We start from the raw sequence: 1,310 nt of genomic DNA, 5'->3' as shown, positions 1-1,310 counted from the left end.
CAAAATTAGAAGCAGTAGATTTGTATCAAAGAGGATTTAGTACAAAAGAAATTCAAGAGAAATTACATATCACATCACGTAGATCTATTGATGGTTGGATCAATAATTATCAACAGTATGGTAACAGAGGCCTGGAAAAAAGCTTTTCTAAGACAAGATATAGTGGTCAATTTAAATTAGAAGTCTTAAACTGGAGAAAAGAACATAGTGCCAGCTATCAAATTACTGCCAATCATTTTAATATTAAACAACATTCCACTATTGCGAATTGGCAAAGAAAATTAAATGAAGGCGGTGTTGATGCTTTATTTATTAAGCAAGGACGACCATTAATGCATAAAAAGAAAATTAAAGCAAAGAAGCATAAATATACTTCTCAAGAGTTAACTGAACTTGAACGTCTACGTTTAGAGAATCGTGCATTACATGTAGAAAATGAATATCTAAAAAAACTAGATGCCTTAGTTCAGAAACGCGGACATCGGACGAAGAAAGATCTATAGTTAATGAACTAAGGCAAGAATTTGGCTTTAAATTAAAAGAAATATTACCCTACACAAGTTTGTCTAAAAGTACATTCGAGTACCATCCTCATCCAAAAAAGAAGCTGATCAGTGATAAAGCACTTGTTTCAATTATCAAAATGATAAAGGAGCATCATGCCAGTTATGGATACTGGCCTGTAACTGATACTCTGAGGATGACTTATCACCTAATGGTTAATCATAAACGTGTTCAACGCTTAATGCGTGAGAACAATTTAAGAGCTAATAAATATAATCTGAGAGCCGGTAAATATGATTCTTCAAAGGGTCCACAAAATAAGAAAGCTAAGAATCGGTTCCATCAAAAGTTTAAGACTGATAGACCATATCAAAAGGTCGTAACTGATATTAGTGAATTTAGATATGGGAACATGACTATCCGTGATCGTGTATATTTATCGCCATTTAAGGACTTATTCAGCGGTGAAATTATTAGTTATACGATCACCGATCGTCCATTAACAAGATATGTTCTAGAAGGATTAGAGGGAGTGTTTACTGCAAGACCAAAGCTATTAAATTATCGAATGACAATCCATAGTGATCAAGGAATTCAATATCAATCTAATCCATATCGACATGCTTTACGAAAACATAAAGTATTTCAAAGCAGGTCACGAAGAGCTACATGTCATGATAATGCAGCTATGGAAAGTTTCTTTCACATTATGAAAGTTGAAATGAATTATTTTACACATCACTTTGATACTAAGAAACAATTGGTTAAGGCGATGAAAGAATGGATAAGTTATTACAATGAAGATA

The 1,310-nt window shown here is 32.9% G+C and carries 2 protein-coding genes; both read left to right on the top strand.

From position 1 onward, the window contains the following. Positions 1-503: helix-turn-helix domain-containing protein (locus F5ESL0228_RS08205; RefSeq protein WP_147441435.1), on the top strand; the 503-nt coding region annotated here is incomplete at its 5' end. Beyond that, positions 440-1,310, top strand: an 871-nt coding sequence (locus F5ESL0228_RS08200; protein ID WP_158592509.1) for an IS3 family transposase, incomplete at its 3' end; no start/stop codon positions are given. The genes F5ESL0228_RS08205 and F5ESL0228_RS08200, both read left to right, overlap by 64 nt.

The sequence above is a fragment of the Lactobacillus sp. ESL0228 genome, assembly GCF_003692825.1.
Lineage (GTDB): Bacteria > Bacillota > Bacilli > Lactobacillales > Lactobacillaceae > Lactobacillus.
This window is presented reverse-complemented; position numbering and strand designations above follow the sequence as displayed.